This is a genomic window from Erwinia sp. S38 (genome assembly GCF_016624545.1).
GTDB lineage: Bacteria > Pseudomonadota > Gammaproteobacteria > Enterobacterales > Enterobacteriaceae > Erwinia > Erwinia coffeiphila.
Window position 1 is genome coordinate 76,731 of record NZ_JACVTS010000010.1, and the last position, 21,630, is coordinate 98,360.

General features: G+C 47.9%; 19 protein-coding genes. 17 read left to right on the top strand and 2 right to left on the bottom strand.

All coding sequences use genetic code 11. The features are described from left to right. Positions 1 to 90: 90 nt before the first annotated feature. Entirely contained in the window at positions 91 to 672 is a 582-nt protein-coding gene (dcd, locus tag IBT46_RS12880) for a dCTP deaminase (RefSeq protein WP_200545991.1), read from the top strand. Between the two features lie 13 nt (positions 673 to 685). Continuing rightward, a complete protein-coding gene (gene asmA, locus IBT46_RS12885; protein ID WP_200545992.1) occupies positions 686 to 2,530 on the top strand; it encodes an outer membrane assembly protein AsmA in 1,845 nt (614 codons plus the stop codon). Positions 2,531 to 2,691: 161 nt separating this feature from the next. Here asmA and IBT46_RS12890 read toward each other — a convergent pair whose 3' ends face one another. Then, positions 2,692 to 4,260 (bottom strand): TerC family protein, encoded by a 1,569-nt coding sequence (locus IBT46_RS12890; protein ID WP_200545993.1) that lies wholly within the window; start codon positions 4,258 to 4,260, stop codon positions 2,692 to 2,694. A 355-nt stretch (positions 4,261 to 4,615) separates the two neighbouring features. Between IBT46_RS12890 and galF the strand changes: the two genes are divergently transcribed. The 15 genes from galF (at position 4,616) to wzzB (ending at position 21,053) form a co-directional block, all read left to right on the top strand. Continuing rightward, on the top strand, positions 4,616 to 5,512 hold the full coding sequence (gene galF / locus IBT46_RS12895) for a UTP--glucose-1-phosphate uridylyltransferase GalF (RefSeq protein ID WP_200545994.1): 897 nt from the start codon (positions 4,616 to 4,618) through the stop codon (positions 5,510 to 5,512). Positions 5,513 to 5,558: 46 nt separating this feature from the next. After that, complete coding sequence (gene galE, locus IBT46_RS12900; RefSeq protein ID WP_200545995.1) at positions 5,559 to 6,572, top strand: UDP-glucose 4-epimerase GalE; 1,014 nt, start codon at positions 5,559 to 5,561, stop codon at positions 6,570 to 6,572. Between the two features lie 454 nt (positions 6,573 to 7,026). Continuing rightward, the gene (gene wecA / locus IBT46_RS12905) at positions 7,027 to 8,073 is read left to right on the top strand and encodes a UDP-N-acetylglucosamine--undecaprenyl-phosphate N-acetylglucosaminephosphotransferase (protein WP_200545996.1); all 1,047 of its coding nucleotides are present in this window, start codon (positions 7,027 to 7,029) and stop codon (positions 8,071 to 8,073) included. A 79-nt stretch (positions 8,074 to 8,152) separates the two neighbouring features. Beyond that, complete coding sequence (gene rfbB, locus IBT46_RS12910; protein WP_200545997.1) at positions 8,153 to 9,244, top strand: dTDP-glucose 4,6-dehydratase; 1,092 nt, start codon at positions 8,153 to 8,155, stop codon at positions 9,242 to 9,244. Continuing rightward, complete coding sequence (rfbD, locus tag IBT46_RS12915) at positions 9,241 to 10,143, top strand: dTDP-4-dehydrorhamnose reductase (protein ID WP_200545998.1); 903 nt, start codon at positions 9,241 to 9,243, stop codon at positions 10,141 to 10,143. Before rfbB ends, rfbD begins: the two co-directional genes overlap by 4 nt. A gap of 33 nt (positions 10,144 to 10,176) precedes the next feature. Further along, positions 10,177 to 11,055, top strand: a complete 879-nt coding sequence (rfbA, locus tag IBT46_RS12920; protein WP_200545999.1) for a glucose-1-phosphate thymidylyltransferase RfbA — start codon at positions 10,177 to 10,179, stop codon at positions 11,053 to 11,055. Position 11,056: 1 nt separating this feature from the next. Further along, complete coding sequence (rfbC, locus tag IBT46_RS12925; protein ID WP_200546000.1) at positions 11,057 to 11,584, top strand: dTDP-4-dehydrorhamnose 3,5-epimerase; 528 nt, start codon at positions 11,057 to 11,059, stop codon at positions 11,582 to 11,584. A gap of 50 nt (positions 11,585 to 11,634) precedes the next feature. Continuing rightward, positions 11,635 to 12,885, top strand: a complete 1,251-nt coding sequence (locus IBT46_RS12930) for a flippase (protein WP_200546001.1) — start codon at positions 11,635 to 11,637, stop codon at positions 12,883 to 12,885. Then, on the top strand, positions 12,875 to 13,978 hold the full coding sequence (locus IBT46_RS12935) for a glycosyltransferase family 4 protein (protein WP_200546002.1): 1,104 nt from the start codon (positions 12,875 to 12,877) through the stop codon (positions 13,976 to 13,978). The genes IBT46_RS12930 and IBT46_RS12935 overlap by 11 nt, the downstream gene beginning before the upstream one ends. Further along, positions 13,978 to 14,958 (top strand): glycosyltransferase family 2 protein, encoded by a 981-nt coding sequence (locus IBT46_RS12940; RefSeq protein WP_200546003.1) that lies wholly within the window; start codon positions 13,978 to 13,980, stop codon positions 14,956 to 14,958. The genes IBT46_RS12935 and IBT46_RS12940 overlap by 1 nt, the downstream gene beginning before the upstream one ends. Before the next feature lies 1 nt (position 14,959). After that, the gene (locus IBT46_RS12945) at positions 14,960 to 16,078 is read left to right on the top strand and encodes an EpsG family protein (RefSeq protein ID WP_200546004.1); all 1,119 of its coding nucleotides are present in this window, start codon (positions 14,960 to 14,962) and stop codon (positions 16,076 to 16,078) included. Then, entirely contained in the window at positions 16,075 to 17,145 is a 1,071-nt protein-coding gene (locus tag IBT46_RS12950; protein WP_200546005.1) for a glycosyltransferase family 1 protein, read from the top strand. The genes IBT46_RS12945 and IBT46_RS12950 overlap by 4 nt, the downstream gene beginning before the upstream one ends. Then, positions 17,120 to 18,241: a glycosyltransferase gene (locus IBT46_RS12955; RefSeq protein ID WP_370569446.1), complete on the top strand. Its 1,122-nt coding sequence runs from the start codon at positions 17,120 to 17,122 to the stop codon at positions 18,239 to 18,241. Before IBT46_RS12950 ends, IBT46_RS12955 begins: the two co-directional genes overlap by 26 nt. A gap of 225 nt (positions 18,242 to 18,466) precedes the next feature. Continuing rightward, positions 18,467 to 19,873, top strand: coding sequence for an NADP-dependent phosphogluconate dehydrogenase (gene gndA / locus IBT46_RS12960; protein ID WP_105591420.1), 1,407 nt, complete (start codon positions 18,467 to 18,469; stop codon positions 19,871 to 19,873). 163 nt (positions 19,874 to 20,036) lie between these two features. Next, the gene (gene wzzB / locus IBT46_RS12965) at positions 20,037 to 21,053 is read left to right on the top strand and encodes an LPS O-antigen chain length determinant protein WzzB (RefSeq protein WP_200546007.1); all 1,017 of its coding nucleotides are present in this window, start codon (positions 20,037 to 20,039) and stop codon (positions 21,051 to 21,053) included. 86 nt (positions 21,054 to 21,139) lie between these two features. On the opposite strand, the gene IBT46_RS12970 is transcribed toward wzzB, so the two are convergent. Then, positions 21,140 to 21,625 carry a YbaK/prolyl-tRNA synthetase associated domain-containing protein gene (locus tag IBT46_RS12970; protein ID WP_200546008.1) on the bottom strand — a complete coding sequence of 162 codons (486 nt, stop codon included), beginning with the start codon at positions 21,623 to 21,625 and terminating at the stop codon, positions 21,140 to 21,142. Between the last annotated feature and the right edge of the window lie 5 nt (positions 21,626 to 21,630).

The window sequence follows — 21,630 nt, forward strand, 5'->3', positions numbered from 1 at the left end:
GGCGGGCAGGCTACGGAGGTCGAACGGTGCGCTTTCCCGTTGTTCTCGTCGCCGCTTTTAAGCATTTCTGAATAGGTTGGAGTTTCCGTTATGAGATTATGTGACCGCGATATTGAAGCCTGGCTCGATAATGGCAAACTGGGCATCACCCCGCGCCCGCCGGTGGAACGCATCAGTGGTGCCACGGTTGATGTCCGACTAGGCAACCAGTTCCGCACGTTTCGCGGCCACACGGCTCCGTTTATTGATTTGAGCGGACCAAAGCATGAAGTCAGCGCTGCGCTGGATCGAGTGATGAGCGACGAAATCGTTCTGCCGGAAGGCGAAGCGTTCTTTCTGCATCCGGGGGAGCTGGCGCTGGCGGTAACCTTTGAGTCGGTGACGCTGCCTGACGATCTGGTCGGCTGGCTTGACGGGCGTTCATCGCTCGCCAGGCTGGGCTTGATGGTACATGTGACCGCGCATCGTATCGATCCCGGCTGGCAGGGGCGTATTGTGCTGGAGTTCTACAATTCCGGTAAACTTCCGCTGGCTCTTCGCCCCGGTATGCTGATCGGCGCACTGAGCTTTGAACCGCTATCGGGCCCGGCAGCACGCCCGTACAACAGCCGCCAGGATGCGAAATATAAAGGTCAGCAGGGCGCGGTTGCCAGTCGAATCGACAAAGACTAAAGGTGGCAAAGGCATGAAAAGATTGATAACCACACTGGCCATTCTACTGGTGGTGATGGTGGCCGGAATGACCGCACTCGTTCTGCTGGTCAATCCCAATGATTTTCGCGCCTATATGGCTCAGCAGGTTGAGCAGCGCAGCGGCTATCAGCTTGCGTTGAAAGGCGAGTTGCGCTGGCACGTCTGGCCGCAGCTGAGTATTCTTTCCGGGCCGGTCACGCTGACCGCGCAGGGGGCTTCTCAGCCCGTGCTCAGTGCGGAAAACATGCGCCTGGATGTCAATCTTCTGCCTCTTCTCTCCCACCAGCTTTCCGTAAAACAGGTCATGCTTAAAAATGCCGTTGTGCGGCTGATCCCGGAAAGCGAGCGCCAGCGACCTGCCGACGCTCCTATCGGTCCTGAAGGCAGTTCGCCGCCGTCGGTGATTGAAGATGTGACACGCGGCTGGCGGTTCGATATTTCTCACCTGCGGATTGTCGACAGTTTGCTGGTCTGGCAGCAGGATAACGGCGAGCAGCTTAACGTTCGCGATTTTAATCTGCGGCTCGATCAGACTCAGCCGCGACTGGTTAATCTTGAATTCAGCAGCCGAATTAGCCGCGATCAGCGCGATCTGCGCCTGCAGTTCAGCAGCGAACTTGATATCACCCACTATCCCCGCCAGATAAACGCCGCTATTAAACAGCTCGACTATCAGCTGCAGGGTGCCGATCTGCCGCAAACCGGGATTAAAGGCCAGGCGGCTATGGCAGCCAGCTGGGATAATGCTAATCAGCGCTTCAGCCTTAGCGACATTCAGCTCAGTGCCAATGACAGTCAGCTGAGCGGGACTATTACCGGCAGTCTCGGTAACCGGCCGCAGGTTGTGGCGGATCTCAGTTCGGCAACGCTGAATATGGATTCACTGTTAGGCATTCCAGAAACCACTAACGCCGATGCGGCGCAGCAGAGTCAGCGTACCGGACGTGCGCCGGTGATCGCTGAATCAGCGCCTGTCAACAATGCGGACTCACCGTTGAATGCCATCGACGGTAAAATCGGTTTGAAAATGGCTAAACTTCGCTGGCGCGGCATCGATATGGATGCGGTGGATCTGGAGGCGACGAATCAGCAGGGCTTGCTCAGTCTGGTCAGACTGCAGGGCCAGGCTGACGGCGGTACGTTCTCCCTGCCGGGAAGTATTGACGTCCGTAGCTCACAGACCCGTGTCGCACTTAAGCCTTCATTTCAGCGTGTTGGTATCGGTCCCCTGTTAAAAGCATTTAACCTGCCTGATACCATTAGCGGCGAGCTGTCGCTGGACGGTGATTTCAGCGGCAATGGCTTAACCGTGGCTGAATTTAATCATCAGTGGCAGGGGAGTGCGGATCTCAAGCTGGATAACGCCCAGTTTGCCGGGCTTAACTTCCAGCAGTTGATACAGCGTGCTGTGGAAGGGAACAGCGACAAAGTGCGCGGCGAGCGTAACGACCAGCCGATCCTGCAGCAGATTAGCGGCCACGCCACGCTGAATAACGGCCTGGTTACCTTCCCTGAGCTGAATGCGCAGTCGACCATTCTGAACTATACCGGCAGCGGTAATGTCGATCTGGCAAAAAGGGAGCTGGATATTAACTTTGGCGTAACGGTGATGCGCGGCTGGCAGGGTGATGACACGCTGGTCAGGCGTTTGCAGCAAACGCCGGTGCCGCTGCGGATTTACGGCCCGTGGTCGACGATTAACTACAGCCTGAAAGTCGATCAGGTGCTGCGCCAGCAGTTGCGTGATGAAGCGAAACAGCGCTTGAAAGAGTGGATGGGGCGCAACCCGGAAAATGAAAAACGTAACGATGTGAAAAAGCTGCTGAAGGATATGTAAGCCGGTAGCAGTTCTTACATCTCATGCCGTCACGTTTTATCTCATCTGCCGCGCGTTGTGCCGTTTCACCGCGTTTTCTTACAACCCCAGCGCCGGAAATGACGTGGCGTTATCCTGCGCAGGCTGGCGAAAATGCTGAGCCTGCGCAATATGCTGTACTTCTATTCCTCTTCCGCCGGTGGCGGTACGATCTGCACTTTTTGTACCCGATGGTTTTCTACCTGCAGGGTGCGGATCAGATAATCACCTATCTGCACCTCTTCCCCGACCTGCGGCACGTGCTGCAAATGTTCCATCAGCAGTCCCGCCAGCGTATTGTATTCACGCTTTTCATCCAGCGGCAGCGGCAGGTACATCGTCAAATCGTCCAGCGGCATATGCCCGTTAGCCGTCCAGCTGCCGTCGGCGTTTTGCTGAATATCGTAACGAGGGTCCAGCCGTTCCCCCTCGTTTGGCAGATTACCGGCAATCGTTTCCATCACGTCACTCAACGTGACCACGCCTTCCACCGAACCAAACTCGTCCACCACGAAGGCAAAGTGGGTGCGTGCATTGCGGAACTGCTCCAGTGCGGGCAGCAGCGGTAGCTGTTCAGGGAACACCAGCGGCTGACGGATTAAGGCCCGCAGATCGAGGCTGTTGCCGTGCAGTGCCTGTTTCAGCAGTTCAATCACATGAACCACGCCAAGCGGCTCTTCGCTATTTTCAGTAATGATCAGGCGCGTGTGCTGATTATTGTCCAGGCGGGACATAATCTCTTCCGGCGATTCGGCAAGGTCAATGTGCTGGATATCATGGCGGGAGGTCATGATGCTGCTGACGCTGCGTTGGCCCATTGCCAGCACCCGCGCAATCATCATCCGCTCCTGCTTATTAAAAATCGCTTTTGGCGCGGCGTTACTGGCCACCAGAGAGGCGGTTTCCGCGTCAAGTTCAGCCGGTTCATGGCTGCCGCGCAGCAGGCGTAAAACTGCTTCAGCGGTACGCTTGCGCAGCGGGGCTTTAGCCGACAGGAACCGACGGCGGTTGAACTGGGAAAGCTGATTCAGCGCCTCAATCATCACCGAGAATCCGATGGCGGCGTAGAGGTAGCCTTTAGGAATGTGATAGCCAAAACCGTCGGCGACCAGGCTGAAACCAATCATCAGCAGGAAGCTCAGACAGAGAATAATAATCGTCGGGTGGCCGTTCACGAAGCGGGTCAGCGGTTTACTGGCCAGCAGCATGAGCATGATCGAGATGATCACCGCAGCCATCATCACCGCCAGGTGGTCCACCATACCCACGGCGGTGATCACAGAATCGAGGGAAAATACCGCATCCAGTACCACGATTTGTGCCACAACGGGCCAGAATCGCGCACCGCGTTTTTGCGGATTTTGCTCTTCATCTTTACCTTCCAGCCGTTCATTCAGTTCAACGGTGGCTTTGAACAAAAGAAAGACCCCGCCAACCAGCATAATCGCATCGCGCGCACTAAAAGCATGCCCGGCAATTGAGAACAGCGGAGCCGTGAGGGAAGAGAGCCAGGAGATAGAGGCCAGCAGCATCAGGCGCATCAACAGCGCCAGCAGTAAGCCGGTAACGCGAGCGCGGTCGCGCAGGGCAGGGGGAAGTTTCTCCGCCAGGATGGCGATAAACACCAGGTTATCAATGCCCAGCACTAATTCCAGCACCACCAGGGTGACCAGTCCGGCCCAGATTGACGGGTCGGCGATCCATTCGAACATTGTTTTTACCTGTTAACCAAAAGTTGTTGCGTAATGATGAGTGTGAATCCCCGTGATTTCAACTGATAACCCCCTGCTGAAGCATTGCCGATTATTATCATTTATTGACTTATGCGGAATGAACTATTTATTGACCATAAAGCCTAAAATTATCCCGTTTAAGCTGGTTTTATTGCCGGTGGCGTAGCATATTATTGAGCCGTACTAACTGCATATTAACGAGCGATTTCGCTGGTTCCTTGAGTTTTAATTGGCACTGACCGCTGAACAATTTTCAGATTAAGATTATACTTAAGGATCGCACCGATAATGCATAATCAGCGAACGCTTATTACTTCATTTATATGGAAAAATTATGACCAAGCTTAAAGCAGTTATCCCGGTCGCGGGTCTCGGTATGCATATGCTCCCTGCTACAAAAGCGATTCCTAAAGAGATGTTGCCGATCGTTGATAAGCCGATGATTCAGTATATCGTCGACGAGTGCGTGGCAGCGGGCATTAAGGAAATTGTACTGGTCACCCACGCTTCTAAAAATGCAGTAGAAAACCATTTTGATACCTCTTACGAACTGGAAGCGCTGCTTGAGGCTCGCGTTAAGCGCCAGCTGCTCAGCGAAGTTCAGTCCATATGTCCGCCGGGCGTCACCATTATGAACGTGCGTCAGCCGCAGCCACTGGGTCTCGCGAACTCCCTGCTGTGCGCCCGCCCAATGCTGCACGACGAAGCTTTTGTTGTGCTGCTGCCGGATGTGCTGCTGGATGACGCTTCAGCGGACCCGCTGCGTTACAACCTGGCCGCGATGGTAGCTCGCTTTGAAGAAACCGGCCGTAGCCAGGTGCTGGTTAACCGCATGCCGGAAGCCGATCTTTCTGAATACTCGGTGATCACCACCCAAGATCCGCTGACTATTCCTGGCCGCGTTAGTCAGATTGTCGATTATGTTGAAAAACCAGAGCAGCCGCAGGCGCTGGATTCTGACCTCTCTGCCGTTGGTCGCTACGTGCTTTCTGCCGATATCTGGTCCGAGCTGGAAAATCTGGAACCTGGCGCGTGGGGACGTTATCAGTTAACCGACGCCATCGCTAACTTGAGCAAAAAACGTCCGGTTGATGCGCATCTGCTGACGGGGCAAAGCTTTGACTGCGGACGCAAGCTGGGTTACATGCAGGCTTTCGTGACCTGGGGGCTGCGTAATAACGCCCAGGGACGTGATTTCCGCGATGCAGTGAAAAAAATTCTGGCAAAATAACAATCTGAGGGTGCCGCGGGTCTGCCCGCTGCGTGAAGGAGTCTGAATGGCTATTTTAGTAACGGGTGGAGCAGGCTATATCGGTTCCCATACTGTACTGTCACTGCTGACCCGCGGTGATGATGTGGTGGTGTTGGATAATCTGAGCAACGCCTCGAAAGAGTCGGTGAATCGTGTTGAAAAGCTGACGGGTAAAACCGCGACTTTCCGCGAAGGCGATATTCTCGATCGTGCCTGCCTGCGGGATATTTTCGCCAGCCACAATATCAGCGCGGTGATCCACTTTGCCGGGCTGAAAGCAGTAGGGGAATCAACGCGTAAGCCGCTGGAGTATTACCAGAATAACGTTACCGGTACGCTGGTGCTGCTGGAAGAGATGCGCAGCGCGGGCGTTAACCAGTTTATCTTCAGTTCTTCGGCCACCGTTTACGGTGCCGATGCACCGGTTCCCTATGTGGAAACTACGCCGATTGGTGGCACAACCAGCCCTTATGGCACATCGAAATTGATGGTTGAGCAGATTCTGCGCGACTATGCCAAAGCCAATCCCGCGTTCAAAACGATTGCCCTGCGCTATTTCAATCCGGTCGGTGCGCATGAATCCGGTTTGATTGGTGAAGATCCTAACGGAATACCTAATAACCTGCTGCCGTATATTGCACAAGTCGCAATCGGTCGCCTGGAAAAACTGGGTATCTTTGGTGATGATTATCCAACCAAAGACGGTACTGGCGTACGTGATTATATTCACGTGATGGATCTGGCAGAAGGGCATCTTAAAGCGCTGGACCATCTGTCTGCGATTAACGGTTATAAGGCCTATAATCTGGGCGCCGGTAAGGGTTATTCGGTACTGGAAATGGTTAAGGCTTTCGAGAAAGCTTCCGGCCGGCCGGTACCCTATCAGGTTTCTCCGCGTCGTGATGGCGATCTGGCCGCTTTCTGGGCTGATGCGTCTCTGGCTGATAGCGAACTCGACTGGCGGGTTTCACGCGGCATTGATGAGATGATGCGCGATACGTGGAACTGGCAGTCAAATAACCCAAATGGTTATCGTTAGTAATCAATTTCACTTGTTACTACATCGAAAGCTCCCTCAGTGGGAGCTTTTTTTTTTGCTCGCTGTAAAATGAAAAATTTTGTGAATTGCTCATATATCATGAATTATATGGGAAAATTCCCAATAACGAATTTTTAACGTTAGCAGGGCAAAAAAAACAGCTCCCCTGCTGTTTAATTGCGCACATAAAGCAATTATCCCTACTCTTCATAAAAATTTTCAAATTAAACTTGTATGCCTCATGCCGAGGCGGGAGAATTAGTGATTCTTTTGGTAATCCTTGATGAGATTTTGTTTCCAGGAGTTATCTGAAGAAAAAATTTAGCCAGGCAGGATAGTCTGACTATGCTTGAGTAGGGGAAATCGCGTTTAGTGGACTGGATTGCTGTGCCAGGGGCGGTAGCGTGGTTTCATTGAGCGAAATGCAAAAAGCTAAGTGAGCATTGGTGCACATATGCAAGAGATCGTTCTCATCTTTCTGGGGGCTTTAGCGCTGTTGTTTATTGCGAGGAAAATAGCTCGCAAAGTGGGGCTGGTGGACAAGCCAAACGCGCGTAAGCACCATAGCGGGCATATCCCTTTGGTCGGCGGCGTTTCTGTCTACTTTTCCTTGTGGATTCTCTATGCGCTGCAGCCTGCGTGGCTGCCTGATTTCGATATTTATATGATTTGCGCCACGCTGCTGCTGCTGGTGGGGGTGCTTGATGACAGGTTTGACCTGCCGGTGATGCCGCGTATGGGTCTGCAGGCGGCGGTAGCGGGCATTATGATGTACAACGGGCTCTATTTATCCTCACTGGGTAATATCCTGTTCGGTTACCAGCTGATTTTGGGAACCTTTGGTTATGTGATTACCCTTTTTGCCGTTATTGCAGCCATTAACGCTTTCAACATGGTCGACGGCATTGACGGATTGTTAGGCGCACTCTCCTGCGTCACCTTTGGCTCGCTGGGCATCGTGTTTATCATGGGCGGCAATGATGATATGGCGATGTGGTGCATGTGCCTGATGGCGGCCTGCCTGCCTTATATTCTGCTCAACCTTGGTATTCCATGGGGCAGAAAGTTCAAGGTCTTTATGGGTGATGCGGGCAGCATGCTCATTGGTTTTACGGTGATCTGGCTGCTGATTGTCGCCTCTCAGGGGCAGGATGCGATTATGAGCCCGGTAACCGCGCTATGGCTGATTGCGGTGCCGCTTATGGACATGATGCGTGTGATGATTGCGCGTATTCGCCGTGGCAGTAGCCCGTTCCGCCCCGACCGCGAGCACATGCACCATATCCTGATGCGTGCAGGTCTTAGCGGGCGCTGGACGTTGGTGATCATGACTTCTGCGCAGGTATTCAGTGGCATGATCGGCATTATCCTTGAAGGCTGCCGCGTGCCTGATAACTGGCAGCTCGCCCTGTTTGTCGGCAGCTTTATTTCACTGCTGTATGCCATGAAATCGTTGGAAAGACTCAAAGTGACTTTTGGGCGCTTCCTGGCCGTAAAATAGGCTAACTGGAAAGTGCAGGCGCCGGGGCCCTATCTGTCCCGGCGCGATTTGCCAGGCATTATTATAAGAGAGAGACCGTGTGAAAATTTTAGTGACCGGCGGAGCCGGATTTATCGGTTCGGCCGTCGTGCGCCATATCATCAGTGAAACCGCAGACAGCGTCATCAATGTTGATAAACTCACCTACGCAGGTAACCTTGAATCTGTTGCAACGGTGAGTTCAGATCCCCGTTATGCCTTTGAACAGGCAGATATCTGCGATAAAAGCGCGATGGCCGCTATCTTTGCTCGCCATCAGCCTGATGCGGTTATGCATCTGGCGGCTGAGAGCCACGTCGATCGCTCGATCAGCGGACCCGCTGATTTTATTGAGACCAATATCGTCGGAACCTACGTCTTACTGGAAGCGGCGCGTCAGTACTGGAGCGAGCTGGATGCCTCACGCAAGGAGGCTTTCCGTTTCCATCATATTTCGACCGATGAGGTGTATGGCGATCTTCCCCATCCTGATGAAGTTAGCGATGGGCAAAACAACCTGCCGCTGTTCACAGAAACCACCTCCTACGCGCCCAGCAGCCCCTATTCGGCTTCTAAAGCCTCCAGCGACCATCTGGTTCGCGCCTGGCTGCGTACCTACGGTCTGCCAACGGTGGTGACCAACTGCTCCAACAATTATGGGCCTTATCACTTCCCGGAAAAGTTAATCCCGCTGGTTATTCTTAACGCGCTGGAAGGTAAAAACTTGCCCATTTACGGCAAAGGCGATCAGATCCGCGACTGGCTGTATGTCGAAGACCACGCCCGGGCGCTGTACACCGTGGTGACCAATGGAACCGTGGGCGAAACGTATAATATCGGCGGCCACAACGAGAAACAGAATCTGCAGGTGGTGGAAACGATTTGCGATCTGCTGGACGAGATGGTGCCGAAAGGGCAGAGCTATCGCCAGCAAATCAGCTATGTCGCTGACCGTCCGGGCCACGATCGCCGCTATGCGATCGATGCCGGAAAGATCGGCCGTGAGTTGGGTTGGCAGCCGCTGGAAACCTTTGAAAGCGGCATTCGTAAAACCGTACAGTGGTATCTGGATAACTCCAGCTGGGTCAGCAACGTGAAAAGCGGTGCTTATCAGACGTGGATTACGCAAAACTACAGCGAGCGTCTGCCGTGAAAATTCTACTGTTGGGAAAAAACGGTCAGGTGGGCTGGGAACTACAGCGTGCGCTTGCTCCACTTGGACAACTGACCGCGTTGGCCTCTGATTCAACTGACTATTGCGGTGATTTCACGCGTCCGCAGGATCTCGCCGATACCGTTCGTCAGCTGCGCCCCGATGCGATTGTCAATGCTGCTGCCTGGACGGCGGTAGACAAAGCCGAGTCGGAAGCTGAGCAGGCGCATCAGGTCAATGCCGCAACCGTTGAGGTCCTGGCAAAGGAAGCCCATCAGCTGGGCGCGCTGCTGGTACATTACTCCACCGATTATGTCTTCCCGGGGGAGGGCGATCGCCCGTGGCAGGAGAGTGATGCCACAGGTCCGCAAAACGTTTACGGTGCCAGCAAGCTGGCGGGTGAGCGGGCAATCCAACGTTTCTGTGAAAATCACCTGATTTTCCGCACCAGTTGGGTATATGCCAGCCGGGGAAATAACTTTGCCAAAACCATGCTGCGTCTTGCTGCCGAGCGTGAAGAGCTGTCGGTGATTAACGATCAGTTTGGTGCACCAACGGGAGCTGATTTAATTGCGGACTGTACCGCACACGCTATTCGCGCGGTTCAGCGCAGACCTGATGCGGCAGGGCTATATCATCTGGTGGCATCCGGCACGACAAGCTGGTTCGACTATGCCCAATTCGTTTTTGCCGAAGCTAGAAAAAATGGTGTCGAGCTTGCGTTAAAAAATCTGCATGCGGTGCCGACAAGCAGTTATCCGACCCCAGCACGCCGCCCGCTGAATTCCCGACTGGCGACCGATAAGTTCTGCACGACATTTGGACTTTCGCTGCCTGAGTGGCAGGTGGGTGTGCGGCGGATGCTGCAGGAACTCAACGATTCGCAGATCCCGCGTTAAATCTCTGCGATAGAATTAAAAAAAGAGAAAACTATGAAGCGTAAAGGCATTATTCTCGCTGGCGGTTCCGGAACCCGCCTCTATCCGGTCACTATGGCGGTAAGTAAACAGCTGCTGCCAATCTACGACAAACCGATGATCTACTACCCTATCAGCACGCTGATGCTGGCGGGGATACGCGATATTCTGATTATCAGTACCCCACAGGATACGCCGCGCTTTGAGCAGCTGCTGGGCAACGGGAGTCAGTGGGGATTGAATCTGCAGTATAAAGTGCAGGACAGTCCGGACGGGCTGGCGCAGGCTTTTATCATCGGTGAAGAGTTTATCGGTGAAGATAACTGCGCGCTGGTGCTTGGCGATAATATTTTCTACGGCCACGATTTGCCGAAAGAACTGGAAGAAGCCGTCAGTCAGCCTTCCGGAGCAACGGTATTTGCCTATCACGTCAACGATCCGGAGCGCTACGGCGTCGTTGAGTTCGATAAACAGGGCATTGCCGTTTCGCTGGAAGAAAAACCGCTGGAGCCGAAAAGCAACTACGCGGTAACCGGTCTTTATTTCTACGATAACAGCGTTGTTGAGATGGCCAAAAGCCTGAAGCCGTCGCCGCGCGGCGAGCTGGAAATTACCGACATTAACCGCCTCTACATGGAACGCGGGACATTAAAAGTGGCGATGATGGGCCGGGGCTATGCGTGGCTGGATACCGGTACGCACCACAGCCTGATTGAAGCCAGTAATTTTATTAAAACCATTGAAGACCGCCAGGGGCTGAAGGTTTCCTGCCCGGAAGAGATTGCCTACCGTAAGGGCTTTATCGATGCGGCGCAGGTGAAAAAGCTGGCGGAGCCGCTCGCGAAAAATGATTACGGCAAATATTTATTAAAAATGATTAAAGGTCAGTTCTGACATGAAGGTAATTCACACGGCGATCCCGGACGTATTGATTTTTGAACCTAAAGTTTTTGGCGATGAGCGCGGTTTTTTCTTTGAAAGCTTTAACCATAAGACTTTCGAAGGAGCTGTAGGGCGAAGGGTCGAATTTGTTCAGGATAACCATTCTAAATCTGCCGGTGGGGTTCTGCGCGGACTGCACTATCAGTTAGCACCCTACGCGCAGGGTAAGCTGGTGCGCTGCACGGCCGGAGAGGTCTTTGACGTTGCCGTCGACCTCCGCCCCGATTCTCCGACTTATGCGAAGTGGGTCGGTGTAAACCTTTCTGCTGAAAACAAACGGCAGATGTGGATTCCTGAAGGGTTCGCTCATGGCTTCCTGGTACTGAGTGAGAGTGCAGAGTTTCTGTACAAGACGACGAATTATTATCATCCGGAAAGCGATCGGGGCATCATCTGGAACGATCCGACGCTGAATATTGCATGGCCTTTACGGGTTGAACCGGTATTATCGGTAAAAGACCGCGATCAGCCTGTATTTTAATATATTGAATTTACTCGAACTACGTCACTGTATGAGTTGATGACTGTATCATGCAAAGTATAAAAAAAAACACGCTCTACTTAATGTTCTCACAAATTGTAGGCTATGTTTTTCCTCTTCTCACACTACCTTATCTAAGCCATGTTTTTACTCCAGCCCAATTTGGGGTTATGGGGGTTTGCCAGGCAATTACGCAGTATTTTATTATTGTTACTGATTATGGTTTTAATATAACTGCGACAAGAGAAGTTTCTGTATGGCGCAATGATAAGAAGCGTATATCAGAAATTTTCTGTAATACCTTGGCCGCAAAATTATTCCTGCTGTTGGTTTGTGTCGGCGGAATGATCGGTGTCGTTCTTTTTCTTGATATCGTAAAAGGCTACGAAACGTTACTGTTTTGCTGTTTCCTTGGTGTCATTGGTAATGCAATGTTCCCTCTGTGGTTATTTCAGGGAACTGAGTTAATGAAGGTACCCGTCTTTTTCGTTTCATTAGCAAAAATGCTACTTTTGGCCGCAGTTTTTGTGTTGGTGAAAGACGAAAACGATCTGAATGTTGCTGCGCTACTGCTAAATGGTGGGAATTTTCTTGCAGGCGTTTTTGCTATCGTCTACATCGCGAAGAAATCACTGGCCAGTCTTATGGCTCCAAAAGCAAAAGATATAGTTCTAACCATGAAAGAGGGCTGGCCGGTCTTTTTGTCAACGGTGGCAATCAGTTTTTATACAACCTTTAATACGGTGTTACTGAGTTATCATACCACTGCATCGGATATTGGTTATTATAATGCAGCAGACAAGATTCGAATTGCAATTCAGTCACTATTTGGCCCAGTAACTCAGGCATTATATCCTCGTATCGCGCATGCCGCGGTTAACAATAAAAGCTATGCCATATCGTTAATCAAAAAAGGTACTGTTTTACTGCTGGCAATAACAGTACCTTGTGCAGTAATTCTATTATTCTTCTCTGATATTTTAGTTAAATACTATCTAAGTGATAGCTATAATGGCGCAATTCCCTACCTGCAGTATTTGAGTTTTCTTCCTGTGGTCATTGCTGTTGCAACAGCCTATTGCAATTGGGGGCTATTAGGTTTCGGTGAGGGTAAACTAGTTAGTAAAATTTATGTGACTTTTGGTTTGCTGCATATGTTATATGCTATTCCTCTAATATTACATTATAAAGTAACTGGCGTTATTGTTTCAGTATATACAACGCAGACATTAATCACCATTGTTACGGTTTATTTCTACAATAAAATCAGAAAAAGTGAGAGAGCTGTAAATGGTTCATAAATTTAGTCGTGTAGTTATAATTCATGAATATGGGGAACCTTCCCACTATTCTGGCTTAATTTCCTTGTGTAAAAGTCATGACGTAAAATATGAGTTTCGTAGTTTTAATATCATAAAAAGACTCTATCTTTTTATGAGAAAAAAAAGAGAAGACTGTATCTCATCGATCATTTCAGATTTATTTTGGTTTATGGGAGTTTGGCTGAATCCTGGCAGCTTGAAAAGCACACTTTGTGTAGTAGGTATGGCACCATTTGACTCTTCTATACTCCCCATGTTGCGCATTTTGAAATGTTGTCAATGTATCTACCACACATCATGGTTATATTGGGATGGAGCTAATGTCCCTAAGAAAAGCCATGTTTTTGGTCGTTTTATTAAAGATAAATGGTCAGTTTTTCTTGAGCGGGTTAATGCTTTAGCTGTTGTCACGCCAGATGTGAAAGATAATATCAATCATCATTATCCATCAACAGTGGATAAGACGTATGTTGTTTTTCATTCATTTTCTCAAGATATATTTTTTAGCGATAAACCCTCAAGTATCAAGCCATTAAAAATAACTTTTCTTGGTAGGCTGGAGCCGTATAAGGGGATTGCTACGATAGCTGATTTGGCTGAAAAATTACCAGAATTGAAATTTAAAATTATTGGCAATGGACAGCTAAGTGAATATTTAATTGAGCGATCAAAGAAAATTAGTAATCTTTCTCTACTTGGTTTTGTTAGCGACAAGAATAAAATTGCAGCTGAATTAAGAAATAGCGATGTAATTATTTTGCCCTCTAAGAAGGTTCCCGGTTGGGAAGAGTTATTTGGTATGGCATTAATTGAAGCAATGGCCTGTGGCTGTGTTCCTCTAGCGGTTGATCATCAAGGGCCGAAGACAATTTTGGCCTCAACAGCACTGTCGGAATATTTGCTACCAGAGAATGCCTTTTTCGAAAAGGCAAAAGATAAACTGATTTGGTTAAACGATAACCAGGTTGAGTTGGATAAAAACAAAGAAATAAGTCAAGAATTGGCAACTAAATATAGTACAAAAAGTGTTGCTATTTTATGGGAAGATATAATTAGCAAAAGGGTCATTTAATGAACTATGTTATAATTTTAAATTGGCGAAATATCGAAGATACTGTTCATTGTGTTAATTCTTTACTTCAAGTTGATACGTCAAATTTGAGTATAATTGTTTGTGATAATGACTCAGGTGACAGTTCTCTTGAAAAACTAAATGAAAGCATTCTGCAATTTAAAAATACCTCATTAGTTCGTCGAAATATTATTAAGCTGAGTGAAAATGACATTTCTGAATTTGGTCCTCTGAGCGAAAAACCAACTATTTACCTGATGCAGAATAATGAAAATTACGGTTACGCTGGTGGAAATAACCGAGGAATTACACTTGCATTAAAAGACCGAAATTGTGAATACGTGTGGTTATTGAATAATGATACGGAAGTAACTGAGAATTCATTTTCAGGTCTTTATAATAAGATGCAGCAGGATCTCACTATAGGTATTTGTGGCTCAGTTTTACTTCTTGAAGATGACCGTGAACGTTTGCAGGGTGTAGGGGGAGGGTACAATCCTAAACTTTGCACTACATGGCATGTTTTAGGAAATATACCTTATTCCGAACTTAAAGAGTATCATTGTGATAACGTGAAAATTGATTATGTTATCGGTGCTTCTATGCTTATTCGGGCCAGTGCCTTACGAGAGCTAGGAATGCTTTCGGAAGATTATTTCCTCTATTATGAGGAAATTGATTTTTGTTTGAAAATCCAGAAACGTTATAGAATTTGTTATGCGAAAGAGAGCATCGTTTACCACAAGCTTGGATCTACAATAAAAAAGAGCAAGAGTATACTGGCTGACTATTTGTCTGTAAAAAACAGATTGATTGTAACGCGTAAGTTTTATCCAAAGTATTATGCAATTGTTTGGGCATCGCTGATTATTGTTCTATTTAACAGACTAAAAAGATCTGAGTTTTTAAAAGCTAAAAACGTATTTAAAGCGATGACTATAGATGCCATCAATGTTCTAATAAAGTTCAAATCGGTCTAATATGATTTACGCAATGCTTTGTTTTATTCTAGCACTTGGCTGTAGCACAAATATTAAATTAATTACCAAGGTGAATTCTGTATTAATTTTTTTGTTTCTCTCAGGTGCATATAGCTATGGTTATGATTGGATAAGATATAGAGAGTACTACGAGAATGTTTTTTTAGCCGGAGACACTTCCACTTGGTTATATGAACCTGGTTTTTCACTGATCATGTTTATGACTAAATCCTTTTCCCTTGATTATCAATGGGTAGTGATCACCTGTTCTCTGATCTTAACGATAAATCTCTATGAGTTTGCTTTAAAAAATAAATATAGAAATTTTTGTCTCTTTTACTGTTTCTGTATTTTTGGATTTATGGAGTTTGCAGAACAGATACGGCAGGGAGTTGCAATTACATTTGTTCTTGTTAGCACATACTATCTTTCGAATGAAAAAAATAAAAAATTCGTGATTTATGTTCTCCTTGCCAGTATGTTCCACGTGTCATCAATTTTATGTTTGGCATTCTGGCCATTAAAAAAAATATATCGGAAGTTTAATCCTGTAATTATTACTTTGATTATGGTTTTAATTGGCGGGATTTCGATTTATGCCTTCAAATTTATTATTGAAAACATTAATTTGTTTGGTGTAAGTGGCTTTATTGCGGAAAAATTACAGGGTTATGCATCATCTGATGGCAGTGATTCAGGGATACTCAGTTTTGGTTTACTTTTAAATATTATGGTTATATGTGTTGCTGCTTTATCAACTCAGGTAAATCGGTCTCACCATTATTTGGCGGTTTTTTTCTCAGTTTTTGTTATTGAATCAAAAGCTATATCCATTGCCTATCGTTTTTCATACTATGGTTACACCTTTATTTATGAGTCTTTTGAGTGGATGTATGGGCTACGTAAAGCCCGTATTTTTAATCGTTTAGCTCTAATTACTATTCTTCTTGTGTTTGCATTCAAGCCACTACTGAATCCAGTATATAGGGAAATATTTAATGATTATCACTCTTACTGGCTTTCCGGCATCATTCCACTACCTGATTTCCGTGAAATGAGAACGGAGCGTTGCAGTACACTTGTTGATAATGGCATTCAATACTGTGGAGATTTTAAATGATGAAGAAGATCTACGTTGATGGCTATTTTCTCTCACAAAAAATAACGGGCGTACAGCGGTATGCTAAACAGTTTATCGAAAACATGATTGATAATGGTTATGAGGTTACTCTAATTGCGCCCTCAAATGCTACCTTAGATATTCCGGGTGCTAAAAAAATACAATCTCGTTTCAAAGGAATGTTTTGGCAGCAATGTATTCTACCATTTATTCTATTGGCTCATGGTTTTCCTCCATTACTGAGTCTTACTGGCATCGGACCTGTATTTTATCCAAATAAAATGCTTGCAATTCATGATGCTTCTATCTATCGGTTTCCAAAGTTTTTTTCAAAAACATATCTTCTATTTTATCGTATTGTCTATCCTGTAAGTATCTTCTTCAGCAAAGCTTTAATAACGGTCAGCAATTTTTCCATGACCGAACTACGACACTTCATAAAAATGAAGAAAAAAATTTACGTGATATATAACGTTACTTCAGATCTTGTCTCTACAGATGGTGATAAAATAAGTCTTCTCGATGGGGTAGGTAGATATATTCTTACTGTCGGGTCGTTAGATGAAAGGAAAAATCTAAAGCGAATTGTGAAAGCGTTTAATAATTCTTCAATAAAAGAAGGATATAAATTAATCGTTGCTGGGGGGAATTCATCCGCATTTTCTGACATTAAACTTGAATGTGAAAATAAAAACGTTATTTTCACCGGTTATGTTACCGATGGGCAATTGATTAGTCTTTATAAGAATGCGAGTTTTTTTGTTTATCTCTCCATTTACGAAGGTTTTGGAATTCCTCCTCTTGAAGCGCTTACTTGTGATTGTCCTGTTTTATTAGCAGACATAGACGTTTTTCGAGAGGTATACGGAGACGAATTTAAATATGTCAATCCTTCCGACATCTCAAAAATTAGCCATGAAATGGAAAAGTTTAGCCGTCTTGACCGAGAAAAAATAAAACAACAACAACAACCTGTTATCTCTAAATTTTCAAAACAAAATCAAATTGTACAAATTTACACAGCACTAAGTGGAGCTTTTGGTGAAAAAAATATTACAGTTCAGTAAGTTCTATCCACCTGGTATCGGTGGAATTGAACAGGTTGCGTATGATATCGTTAAAGGGATTAATCGCTCACAGACCAACCACTGCGACGTGCTTTGTTTCCACCATAAAATGCGAAGTGACAGTGAGCAAGTTATGGATCAGGGAGCATCTATTTTTCGCATGAAAACATGGAAAGTTATCGCGTCAACTCCAATTTCACTTTCTATTTTTACTAAATATTTTAGTATTCTGTCAAAATATGACGTTGTTCATTTTCATGTCCCGAATCCTTTAGGGACTATAGCTGCGATTCTAACCTTTAATAAGAAGATAGTTGTTCATTGGCACAGCGATATTGTTAAACAAAAGATGATGTTGCGTTTTTTCCGTCCATTGCAGAACCTCATGCTCCGTAAAGCTGATGTGATTATCGTCACGAGTGATAAGTACGGAAAAGAATCTGAACAGTTGGCGAATTTTCAGGACAAAGTCGTAACGGTACCAATCGGAATTGATTTCGATAGCTATATGGATAATTTAGAAGTAAAAAGGCGATTGATTGAAAAGTATAAGAATAGAAAAGTAATTTTCTCTCTTGGTCGCCTGGCCTATTACAAGGGGTTTGAGTATTTAATTCAATCGGCTAAATATTTACCCGATAATTACAGTGTGGTTATCGGTGGGTCAGGAGAGTTGCATGATGAATTGCAAAATCTGATTGATGATAATGATCTTCAGAATAAAGTTCAGCTGTTGGGGCGGATTGAGGCTAATGAGCTCTCTGCCTGGTATCAAGTAGCCGATGTTTTCTGCATGTCCTCGATCGAAAAATCAGAGGCATTTGGCGTGGTGCAACTTGAAGCTATGAGCAACAGTTTGCCCGTGGTATCGACACGCATTGTTGGTTCTGGTGTGGATTGGGTGAACCTGGATGGCGAAAGCGGTTTGACAGTTGAACCACGTGATGATCGAGCGTTGGCTTCTGCATTTATGCGAATTTGTGAAGATGCAGACTTTGCACAGCGTTTAGCTGAAGGTGCGTACGGACGATACCAGAAACTGTTTACCGCCGATAAAATGTGCGCAGGAATAGAGAATGTTTATAACACTTTGTAATGACTATGTTGCGTGGTTAAGTTTCCGATAATCTAGTCATTCACGCTATAAGTTTATGGTTAATTTTCTCAGAGGCCATACAAAAGGCAAGGATTACAAACAGCTATTACCTACCATATCTATCGCACCAATCACTATCCACATTACCTAAACCTGAGTTAACATGTCTGGAACATTGACCGCAGTCACATTGCTGCAGGAAAAATCACGTAGACAGGAGTAGGTATGTCCAAGCAACAGATCGGCGTTGTGGGTATGGCTGTTATGGGCCGCAATCTGGCACTCAACATTGAGAGCCGCGGCTATTCAGTTTCTATCTTCAACCGCTCTCGTGAGAAAACCGATGAAGTGGTCGCAGAGAACCCAGGTAAAAACCTGGTTCCGCACTACACCGTCGAAGAGTTTGTTGACTCACTGGAAAAACCTCGTCGTATCCTTCTGATGGTGCAAGCCGGTGAAGCGACCGACAAAACTATCGCATCCCTGACTCCACATCTGGATAAAGGCGACATCCTTATCGATGGCGGTAATACCTTCTACAAAGACACCATTCGCCGTAACCGCGAACTGTCTGAGCAGGGCTTCAACTTTATCGGTACCGGTGTTTCCGGTGGCGAAGAGGGCGCACTGAAAGGCCCATCTATCATGCCTGGCGGCCAGAAAGAAGCTTACGAGCTGGTTGCTCCTATCCTGGCTGAGATTGCAGCACGTGCAGAAGGCGAAGCCTGCGTGGCTTACATGGGTCCGGACGGTGCGGGTCACTATGTTAAAATGGTGCACAACGGCATTGAATACGGCGACATGCAGCTGATCGCAGAAGCCTACTCTCTGCTGAAAGGCGCGCTGAATCTGAGCAATGACGAGCTGGCGAAAACCTTCAGCGAGTGGAACGAAGGCGAGCTGAGCAGCTATCTGATCGACATCACCAAAGATATCTTCACTAAGAAAGATGAAGAAGGTAACTACCTGGTTGATGTGATTCTGGATGAAGCAGCGAACAAAGGTACCGGTAAGTGGACCAGCCAGAGCTCCCTGGATCTCGGCGAGCCGCTGTCACTGATCACCGAATCCGTGTTTGCCCGTTACCTCTCCTCGCTGAAAACTCAGCGCGTAGCGGCATCTAAAGTGCTGACTGGTCCAACCGTACAGGCTGTATCAGGCGACAAAGCCGAGTTCGTTGAGAAAGTACGCCGCGCGCTGTACCTGGGCAAAATCGTTTCCTATGCACAGGGCTTCTCTCAGCTGAAGGCTGCTTCTACCGAGAACAACTGGGATCTGCACTACGGCGAAATCGCGAAAATCTTCCGCGCTGGCTGTATCATTCGCGCTCAGTTCCTGCAGAAAATTACCGATGCCTATGCCGATAACGCTGACATCGCTAACCTGCTGTTGGCTCCGTACTTCAAAAACATCGCTGACGAATACCAGCAGGCGCTGCGTGACGTTGTGGCTTATGCCGTGCAGAACGGTATCCCAACGCCTACCTTCTCTGCTGCCATCGCCTACTACGACAGCTACCGTTCAGCGGTACTGCCGGCGAACCTGATTCAGGCTCAGCGTGACTACTTCGGTGCGCATACCTATAAGCGTACTGATAAAGACGGTGTGTTCCACACCGAATGGCTGGACTAATCCCGTCATCAACCTCCCGCTAAGCGGGAGGTTGTTTCATCCAAAATAGCCCTTCTCGAGTTTTTTAAGAAATTCCCCATCGCACCTCGCTGACTCTTCAACTATTTTTACCTATACTGACTTCCTTTGCGTTAGCTTTCTTTGTTTGAGTAAATTGAAAATTATGAGTCGCGACAGCCATTCCAATTCTGAGCAGAATCCGCATCACCAAAATTTCTATAGCCGTGATGAAGAACTCGGTCTGCTGGATATCCTCGTCCAGCTGTGGGCCGGTAAAAAAATTATAATTGCATCGATCGTCGTCACCGTCCTGCTGGCGCTGGCCTACGTCTTGCTGGCAAAAGAGAAGTGGACCTCAAAAGCGATTGTGACGCTGCCAGCAGCAGGTCAGGTAGCGAACTATAACGCCGCGTTAAGCGTGTTGTATGCGCAGAGCCCGCAGGATAAGCCCGCTATTGGCGATTTACAGCAGCAGTTATTCAACCGATTCAGTGGCTCAATCAGCGCACTCTCATCCGAACTGGAAAACCTGGATGAACCGCTGGAGCTGAAAGTTCAGCAGGTGATTAAAGGCAGCCGCGAACCGCTGCGCATCTCCTTCACCGCGGAAACCGCAGAGCAGGCACGTAAGCAGCTGGGGGAGTACATTCAGCGAGTAAACGACGATGTTGTGGACGATTACGGTGCCGATATTCGCCGCAGCCTGAGCGTGAAAACCCGCGAGCTGACGGATTCACTGGATACGCAAAAGCAGGTCGCTTTGGATAAAAAGCAGCAGCGGATTGATGTGATTAAGCAGTCGCTGAAAATTGCGGAAGCGTCAAACATTACCCGCTCACAGCTGAATCAGGCCGAATTCCTGTCCGATGATACGCTGTACCTGCTGGGCACCGTTTCTCTGCAGGCGATGATTGCTAATGAAGCGACGAAACCGCTGCCGCTTGATAGTGCCTATTACGACACGCAGCGTTCACTGTTAGCGATGACCCATCTGAAAATTCAGGTGGAGAACCTGCAATCCTTCCGCTATATCGCACCGGGCGATCTGCCTGTGCGTCGTGACAGTCCCAAGCGCGCACTTACGGTCCTGCTGTCGATTATCCTTGGTGGTATTATCGGCTCCGGCATCGTAATTGGTCGTGTGGTCAGTCAGCAGTATCGCCAGCGCAAACAGTCTTAAACGTTAACGCAGCGGCCGGCACGCTCCGGCCGCTATGCACCAGGCGGAAGCCTGTTGCCATCATATTACACTCCAGGCCACCGCGCTTATTCCTCTTCCCGCAAAAAACTCAAAATGGTCGGTGCCGCAATGCGCTGATAGTCTGCCGTATTCAGCACCATGGATTTCTCCAGCAGCCCGGCGTTAAACGCCAGCTCGTCATAGCGTGTCAGCAGGCTGGGATCGGCAACCAGCAACAAATCCTGGTGAAAGCTGAAAGGGGGGATCGCACCAAACACGCAGCCGGTCAGCTTATCTACATCCGCCGGACTGGCCAGCGAGGCGCGCAGGCCGCCCAGCGCCGACGCCAGTCTGGAGAGGTCGGCCTGCTTGTCGGCAGGCAGCACCGCCAGCACGTGCTGCTTCATACCGTTACCCTTCACGTGGCACACCAGCGCTTTTGCACCCTGGCCGAGCGCGGTGCCGCGCAGTGCAGCCACATCTTCACATTTCCCCATCGCCGCGTGTTCCATCACCCGATAACGCGCCTGCTGTTCGTCGAGCAGGGCGGTAAGTTGATCAAAGGTATTCATGATTG